Annotated in this window: 6 protein-coding genes and 2 pseudogenes; 2 read left to right on the top strand and 6 right to left on the bottom strand. The window is 64.0% G+C overall.

The window, feature by feature from the left end:
• Both PHX69_RS13840 and PHX69_RS13845 read right to left on the bottom strand, forming a co-directional pair.
• A pseudogene (locus PHX69_RS13840) lies at positions 1–252 on the bottom strand (4-hydroxybutyrate CoA-transferase); the annotation flags it as partial.
• 93 nt (positions 253–345) lie between these two features.
• The gene (locus tag PHX69_RS13845; protein ID WP_288044418.1) at positions 346–3,186 is read right to left on the bottom strand and encodes a bifunctional diguanylate cyclase/phosphodiesterase; all 2,841 of its coding nucleotides are present in this window, start codon (positions 3,184–3,186) and stop codon (positions 346–348) included.
• Positions 3,187–3,393: 207 nt separating this feature from the next.
• On the opposite strand from PHX69_RS13845, the gene PHX69_RS13850 reads away from it, so the two are divergent.
• Positions 3,394–3,987 (top strand): IMPACT family protein, encoded by a 594-nt coding sequence (locus PHX69_RS13850; protein WP_288044425.1) that lies wholly within the window; start codon positions 3,394–3,396, stop codon positions 3,985–3,987.
• 25 nt (positions 3,988–4,012) lie between these two features.
• Here the strand turns inward: PHX69_RS13850 and PHX69_RS13855 are convergent, their stop codons facing one another.
• Positions 4,013–4,741: a type 1 glutamine amidotransferase gene (locus PHX69_RS13855; RefSeq protein ID WP_119014575.1), complete on the bottom strand. Its 729-nt coding sequence runs from the start codon at positions 4,739–4,741 to the stop codon at positions 4,013–4,015.
• Positions 4,742–4,914: 173 nt separating this feature from the next.
• The gene (locus PHX69_RS13860; protein ID WP_288044427.1) at positions 4,915–5,142 is read right to left on the bottom strand and encodes a hypothetical protein; all 228 of its coding nucleotides are present in this window, start codon (positions 5,140–5,142) and stop codon (positions 4,915–4,917) included.
• On the opposite strand from PHX69_RS13860, the gene PHX69_RS13865 reads away from it, so the two are divergent.
• Positions 5,141–6,853 carry a methyl-accepting chemotaxis protein gene (locus PHX69_RS13865; protein WP_288044429.1) on the top strand — a complete coding sequence of 571 codons (1,713 nt, stop codon included), beginning with the start codon at positions 5,141–5,143 and terminating at the stop codon, positions 6,851–6,853. The two genes, PHX69_RS13860 and PHX69_RS13865, sit on opposite strands and share 2 nt — an antisense overlap.
• Before the next feature lie 83 nt (positions 6,854–6,936).
• Here the strand turns inward: PHX69_RS13865 and PHX69_RS13870 are convergent, their stop codons facing one another.
• Together PHX69_RS13870 and PHX69_RS13875 are read right to left on the bottom strand one after the other, a co-directional pair.
• A complete protein-coding gene (locus PHX69_RS13870; RefSeq protein ID WP_288044431.1) occupies positions 6,937–7,650 on the bottom strand; it encodes a DUF1294 domain-containing protein in 714 nt (237 codons plus the stop codon).
• Between the two features lie 125 nt (positions 7,651–7,775).
• Positions 7,776–7,896 (bottom strand): annotated as a pseudogene (locus PHX69_RS13875) (branched-chain amino acid ABC transporter ATP-binding protein); the annotation flags it as partial.

A 7,896-nucleotide genomic window follows, 5' to 3' on the forward strand; every position in this document is an offset into this window, starting at 1 on the left:
CGGGCCTAAGAACAGGGCTACGTGGCGCACGTGGTGGGCCGTTTCGGGGTCGAAATAGCCGTATTTGCGCACGGCCAGAATCTGCGCCACCTTGACGTCCTGAAAATTGCGGCGCTGCTCGGACAGTGCGGTCAGCAGCGTGGGCGGCTCGCCCACACCCGTGGGCACGATGATGGAGTCGCCGTTGCGCACGTGGCGCATGGCGTCGCTGGCCGAGGTGCGTTTTTGCAGATAGGACGCTGGAAGGTGCATGCCGGGTGTCTCCTTGTAGTGGCTGCGGTGGGGGTAGAAATTCTGGTATTTTTGGCCTCCAGGGCTTATGGGATAAGCGCTGGAAGCTATGCTTTATATAGCAAATTCTTCGGCTTCCTGGTGCGCTTGACGGGCTTTGGCCGCCTGCTGCTCCAGGTTGTCGCGCACGAAGCTGTCGAACAGCGCGGGCAGCAGCGGGCGGCTGAAGTGGTAGCCCTGCACCTCGTCGCAGCCCCGGGCGTGCAAAAAGGCCAGTTGCTCGGCGGTTTCCACGCCCTCGGCAATGGTGCTCATGCCCAGGCTGCGGGCCATTTGCACGATGGCGGTGGCAATGGCCTGGTCGTCGGGGTCGGTGCTGATGTCGCGCACAAAAGACTGGTCGATCTTGAGCTTGTTGATCTTGAAGCGCTTGAGGTAGCTCAGCGACGAGTAGCCGGTGCCAAAGTCGTCTATCGACAAACGAATGCCTTGGGCGCGCAGCTCCTGCATTTTCTGGGCAGCGATTTCGGGCTCTTTCATGGCCACGGCTTCGGTCAGTTCCAGTTCCAGGCCCTCGGGCGGAACGCCGGTTTGCGCCAGCAGGCGGCCCACCATGTCAGGCAGGCCGGGCTGGGCAAACTGCACCGCCGAGAGGTTGACGGCCATGGTCATCATGGGCAGGCCCGCATCCAGCCAGGCGCGCAGTTGGCACAGCGCCGTGTGCAGCACCCACTCACCGATGGGCACGATCAGGCCGTTGGCCTCGGCCAGCGGGATGAACTCAGCGGGCGAGACAAAGCCCCACTGCGGATGCGTCCAGCGCAGCAGGGCCTCGGCGCCGACCACGCTGCCATCGCGCAGCAAGACCTGGGGCTGGTACACCAGGTGCAGCTCGCCCCGGTGTACGGCCTGTTTGAGGGCGTTGCTCAAGGCCAGTGCGCGCGCCGAGTGCGCCTGCATTTCGGAGGTGAAGAAGCGGTAGCCGTTGCGCCCTTCTTCCTTGACGCGGTACATGGCGGTTTCGGCATTTTTGAGCAGGGCGTCCAGGTGCTCGCCGTCGTTGGGCGCGATGGCGATGCCGATGGAGGCGGTGACAAAAATCTCTTGCCCCGCCACCAGCATGGGGCGTGCCAGCACCTCCAGCAGTTTGGCGCAGACCTTGGCCGCCTGGCTTTGGTCGCTGTGGGGCAGCAGCGCGACAAAATCATCGCCCGAGTGGCGCGAGAGCGCGTCGTGGTTTTGCAGGTGGGAACGCAGGCGCTGGGAGATTTCCAACAACAGCAAGTCGCCCGCGTTGTGGCCCAGCGAGTCGTTGACGTCTTTGAAGCGGTCGAGGTCTATCCAGAGCACGGCCATGGCGCTGTCCTGGCTGATGGCGTACTGGAAATGTTTGCCCAGCAGAATGCGGTTGGGCAGGCCCGTGAGCTGGTCGTAGTGCGAGAGCTGCTGTATGCGTGCGGCGGCCTGTTTGCGCTCGGTCACGTCTTCTTTGTGGGCCAGGTAGTTGGTGACCACGCCTTCCGTATTGCGCACGGGGTAGATCAGCACCGATTCGACGAACTCGCGCCCGCTTTTGCTGCGGTTGGTCAGCTCGCCCTGCCAGGGCTTGCCCTGGCACAGCTGGGCCCACATGTTGCGGTAGACGGCGGGGGGCGTTTTGCCCGATTGCAGGATGCGCGGGTTTTGCCCCAGCACCTCGGCAGCGGTGTATCCGCAGGTGTGCAAAAACGCATCGTTGACGAATTCAATGCGCGCTTGCAGGTCGGTGATGACGAAGGGCAGGGGGCTTTGCGAGACGGCCTGCGAGAGCTTGCGCATGGCCTCGTCGCTCTCCAGGCGCTGGGTGATGTCGCGCGAGATGACTACGTAGCGCTGGCCCTGGCCCGGAAGGGTGTTTTTGCGCGCTACCGACAGCTCAAACCAGCGCTTGCCGTCGGGCACCTGCAAGGCAATCACGCGCCCACGCGAGATGCCGGTGTCGCGTGCTTCGGCCAGGGCCTGCATGGTGGTGCCAGCGTGTTCGGCGGGCAGAACTTCATAGACGGTCTTGCCCAGCATCACGTTGCTGGGGGTGACCAGGCTGCTGGTGTGGCCGGTGCGGACATCCAGGTGGCGGCCTTCGTCGTCCAGTTCCAGCATCGGGTCGGGCAGGGCGTCCAGCGTGGCCTGCAACTGCATTTGGGAGGAGTGCAGCAGGGCGTAGGGCTGTTGCACGGTTTCGACAAAGGTGGCGCGGTACAGGTAGGTGTAGGCCAGCACTTTGTAGAAGTGGCCCAGCAGGTTGTAGATGTCGGTCACGCCGGTGTAGCGGGTGAAGAAGAACTCGCTTTGTGCCATGGCGCAGGCCGCTGCAAACAGGCCCGCCGCGTTAAAGCGGCGCTCTTGGCGCATGTGCCACAGCAGCAGTGCGGCGGCCACCAGGTACAGGGCCATCAGCACGTACTCAAAAGTGATTTTCAACGGGGTGAGCCCCTGGCCGGGCACAAAGGTGCGCGGCAGCAGGTCTGGGGCGTACAGAATCAGCCCGTGCACCGCAGCCACCACCGCCAGCACGGTGGCCAGCAGCCCCAGGGCGTAGCGCCGAGAGGCGCTGGTGCTCCAGGGCAGCCAGGCCACAGCCACCAGCGTCAGCGCTCCCAGCAGGCGTGCAGCCAGCCAGAAGTTGATGGCTTTTTCCGGGGAGCTGGGGGTGATGAAGGTGGGCATGCCGTCATAAGACAGCATGTGCGAAAAATCCAGCAGGCCCACGCCCATGAAGCCGCAGGCCAGCAGCAGCGCGTTGTGCGGCAAGCGCTCGTGGCGCACGCTCCAGACCACGCCAAAGGTGAGTGCCGCTACCACGATGGCCAGCGTTTCCAGCGCCATGTGCAGCGGCAGGTAGTGCGCCACGCCCTGGGTTCCGGGCAGTGAGGGCAGCAGGCTCACCATCAAAAGCAGCACAAAAAGTGCGCCCATGGCACGCAAGGATTGGCTGGCTGCAGGCTGGTGACTGGGGTGTATCAGCATGGGAGTCGTGCCCGTGACGGCAGTCGTGGCGGCGTGGCTAAATTGATGTCGAAGTGTAGTGTCTGTAATGGTGTGTTATAGCCGGATGGGGGCGGTTGTTCCTTTGGTGTGGGGGCGCGCCAGCACCAGGCCAGTGCCTGATTTATCCTATAAAACATGGCCTTCACCCTTTCTGCACCCGTCCACAGCGACCTCACCATCAAGAAAAGCCGCTTTATTGGCTGCATCCAGCCTATGCCCGACCGCGCCAGCGCGCAGGCCCAGGTCGATGCGCTGTGGCAGCAGCACCCGGGCGCGGCGCACATCTGCTGGGCACTGCTGGCGGGCGGGCAGTCGGCGGCGGTGGACGACGGCGAGCCCGGTGGCACCGCCGGGCGCCCCATGCTGGACGTGCTGCGCCACCACGACCTGGAGGGCGTGCAGGCCACCGTGGTGCGTTACTTTGGCGGTGTCAAGCTGGGCGCGGGCGGACTGGTGCGCGCCTATACCGACTGCGTGGCCCAGGCCCTGCTGGGCGCCAGCAAAGTGCCCTTGCAGCGCATGACCATGCTGCACTGCCTGGTGCCTTACGCCCTGGAGGGCCTGCTGCGCCGCGAGATCGAGGCCGCAGGCGCGCAGCTGCTGGACGTGCAGCACGCCTCCCTGGTCACGCTGCAATTGCGCCTGCCCGCCGCACAGGCCGACGCCTTTGTGCAGCGCATCAACGACCAGGGCCAGGGCCGCGTGGGCTGGCCCGCCAGCACCGAGTGACCCGCCGGGCGCAGCCGCTGAACTGCTACATGCGCGTGCGCACCGCCACGGCGCAAGGCCGCACCAGCCCTTGCGCCCAGGTGCCATAGGCTGCGCTGGCCACGGCATGCAGCTCCTGGGTGCGCTGGGGCAGCGATTGCAGCATTTGGGCCTCGGTCTGCACCGCAGGGCCTTGGGCGCATGACAGTTCCTGGCGGCCTTGTCGGCACCAGGCGCGCACGCTGGCTTCGGTCACTTCCAGGTGGCCTTGAAATCCCCAATGGCGGCCCTTCACGAAGCCTTTGTTCAGGCAGTGCTTGCCGTACATGGTGCGTGCTGCCCCCCGTGGAATCTCAAAGGTGTCGTAGTGCCAGTTGAACAGCGTGGCCTGCGTTTTGTGCCCCAACGCACCCTGGGCGGTGGGGGTGATCCAGACGCGGCTCCAACCAATGTTGGGGCAGGCATTGCGCCATACCCGCGCGCCCATGGCACGCGCCAGCAACTGTGCGCCAAAGCAATGGCCCAGCACCGGTATGTCGCTGGCCAGGGCACCACGAAGCAACTGCAACTCGGCGCTGATCCACGGGCAGTCGTCATTGACGCTGTGGTCGCTGCCGAGCACCACAACACCACTGAAGTCGCGTGCCTGGAGGGGGCTTTCCTGCCCTTGGGCCGGGTGAAAAATGCGAAAGGCAATGCCATGGCGGTGCAGGTATTCACACAGGAAACCTGGGCCTTGCGTGGGCTCGTGCTGGAGGATGGCGAGTGGCTTCATGGGACTGGCGCGCAGCAGGGAGCGCCTGTGGTTTAGAGAGCTTCACTCTAGGCAAAGGCCCGTCAAGATTCAGAAAAGCTTGGGGGCCAGCCCATCAAATTCGCGTCAACGCCGGTGGGGCGCAATGCCCATGGCGGCGCATTTTTCAGAGAGATGGATGCCTCAGCAAATTTTTACATAAAATCATTTTTATCATTAAAATATGATAACTTTGGTAAAAATTGCAAAAGGTGGCGCCATGAAAAAAAACTCTTCTGCCCCCGCTCGCTGTCCCAGACGGGGGGTGCTTGTGCGCCATCGGCGCGCGCGGCTGCATCGCTCCCACCCTTGAAGAAGAAACCCTCCCACACAGGGCCTGCCGTTGTCACGAAAGCCCTGGATTTTTCAAAGAAGATTCCCATGAGCAACCTGAAAATATCCACCCGCCTGACGGGACTTCTGGCCGTGCTGTGCTGCCTGGTTTTGCTTGTCGGGGGCATCGGTCTGCTGGGCATGGGGCAGTCCAATGCCGGGCTCAAATCGGTGTACGAAGACCGGGTGATTCCCCTCAAGCAAATCAAGATCGTGGCCGACATGTATGCGGTCAACGTGGTAGATGCCGCTCACAAGGTGCGCGATGGGGGCATGACCGCCGCGCAGGGCCTGCAGTCGGTAGCGGATGCACGCAAGTTGATCGAGACCCACTGGAGCGCGTACCTGGCGACGAAGCTGGTGCCCGAAGAGAGCCGGCTGGTGGAGCAGTTAAAGCCGCTACAGGCCACGGCAGATGCAGCCACTGAGAAGCTGATAGGGCATTTCAAATCTGGCGATATGGCCGCTTTGACCACCTTTGCCGCCAGCGAGCTGTACCCGGCAATGGACCCGCTGCAAGACGTGCTGGGGCGGCTCATACAGGTGCAACTCGACCAGGCCCGGATGGGCTACGACCAGGCTGCCGCCACGTACCAAACCATCTGGGTGCTTACCGCCGGCGCAGTGGTGCTGGGCCTGTTGTTGGCCGTGCTGGTGGGCGGCTCCATGGTGCGCCAGATTTCGCGCCAGCTGGGCAATGCCGTGGACATTACCGATTCCGTGGCGCGCGGCGACCTCACCGTGTCCATCTATGTCCAGGGGCGCGACGAAATCGCCCACCTGCTCACCGGCCTGACCACCATGCGCGACAACCTGGCGCATGTGGTGTCAGGCGTGCGGGACAACGCGCAGGGCGTGGCCTCGGCCAGCGCCGAGATTGCCTCCGGCAACAACGACCTGTCGATGCGCACCGAGCAGCAGGCCAGCGCGTTGCAGGAAACCTCTGCGTCGATGGAGGAACTCAGCTCCACCGTCAAGCAAAACGCCGACAACGCGCGCCAGGCCAATCAACTGGCGGTCAGCGCATCTGCCGTGGCCGCGCAGGGCGGTGACGTGGTGGCCGAGGTCATCACCACCATGAAGGGCATCAACGACAGCAGCCAGAAGATTGCCGACATCATCACCGTCATTGATGGCATTGCGTTCCAAACCAACATCCTGGCCCTGAACGCTGCCGTGGAGGCGGCCCGCGCTGGCGAACAAGGCCGTGGTTTTGCGGTGGTGGCGGGCGAAGTGCGCAACCTGGCCCAGCGCAGCGCCGACGCTGCCAAGGAGATCAAGGCCCTGATCTCCGCCAGCGTGGAGCGGGTGGAAGAGGGCACCCAGCTGGTGGACAAGGCGGGCTCCACCATGACCGAAGTGGTGGGCGCCATCCGCCGCGTGACCGACATCATGGGCGAGATCAGTGCCGCCAGCAGCGAGCAAAGCACGGGCGTGTCCCAGGTGGGCGAGGCCGTTACGCAAATGGACCAGGTCACCCAGCAAAACGCAGCCCTGGTGGAAGAAATGGCCGCTGCGGCCAGCAGCCTGAGCCAGCAGGCGCAGGCCCTGGTGGGGGCGGTGGAAGTGTTCAAGCTCGACTCCACCCAGGCACCCCGCAATGCCCTGCCAGCGGGCAGCGGATTCACCCCGGCAAAGGCCCCACCGCTGCACCCCTTGGCACCGTCCGGCGCAAGAACCGCTTTGGCTGCCAAAAAGCCTGCGGCACCTGTTTCCCACCAGCCTGCCAAGGTGAACAGCGACGAATGGGAAAGCTTCTAGGCGCCACCCAGCGCGGGATGGTGCACTGTATTTTTAGGAATCAAATCAGCCTCTAGGCCAATATGGGTGAGCGATAGCAGCTATCAAAATAATAGTTTTTCAGGGCCGTGCCATAGCCACAGCACCAGTGCGCCGCAGTGCAGCCCGATGGTGAGCCAATACACCGTGCGGAACGAGGATTTGCTGGTTTTGTGGCGCAGGTTTTGCTGTGCCCACCAAGCGGCGGGCCAGCCGCCCAGCAGCGACAGCAGGTGCAGCTGGTTTTCGCTGGTGCGCCAGGCGCGTGCGCGTGCGGCGTTTTTGTCGCGGGCATATGTCCACACTGTCACCAGTTGCAGGCCCAGCAAGGCGCCCGCAGACCACAGCGGCAGGCGCGCGCTCCACAGCCCCCAGCCAACCAGGCCCAGCCAGACCAGCACCAGCAGCATGGCCAAGGCGTGGCCACGGGCTGGCCCGGGTGCCTGCGCAGGGGCGCGGCCTCCGCGTGTGCCAGTGCGCTGCGGGGCGGGGCGTTGCGGGCTGGGGTGCTGGCGCGCGGTAGGGGCTGCACCCACATGCCGGGGTGCATAGGGCATCGGTGCGCTGTACCCGTCTGCACGGGGACGTACCGCCATGGCCCGGGGGCCTTTGCCGCCGACATGGATTTCTTCGTAATCGACGGCCATGCGCTCGGTCGGCTCGGGCGCACCGCGAAAATCGCGCACATGGAAGAAAACGTCTGCTGAAGTGCTGGGACTGCGGATGAAACCAAAGCCGCGCGATGCGTCCCAGCGCACGATAGTCCCTTGTTTTTTCATCTTTTCTGAGGATTAAATCAGGCTCTGGTCCAGTGCTGGTGCGCGCGAGCAGCTATCAAAATTGAATATTTGCAGCGTGCTGGCAAAGCAAGGCACTGCCTTGCCAGCACGCACTTGCCGGGCGCTCAGGCGCCCAGGTAGGCTTTGCGCACCTCGGGGTTGGTGAGCAGGTTGGCGCCGGTGTCTTCCAGCACCACATGGCCGTTTTCGAGCACATAGCCCCGGTCGGCAATGTGCAGCGCCTTG

This window comes from Simplicispira sp., from assembly GCF_028687295.1.
GTDB classification, from domain to species: Bacteria; Pseudomonadota; Gammaproteobacteria; order Burkholderiales; family Burkholderiaceae_C; genus Simplicispira; species Simplicispira metamorpha.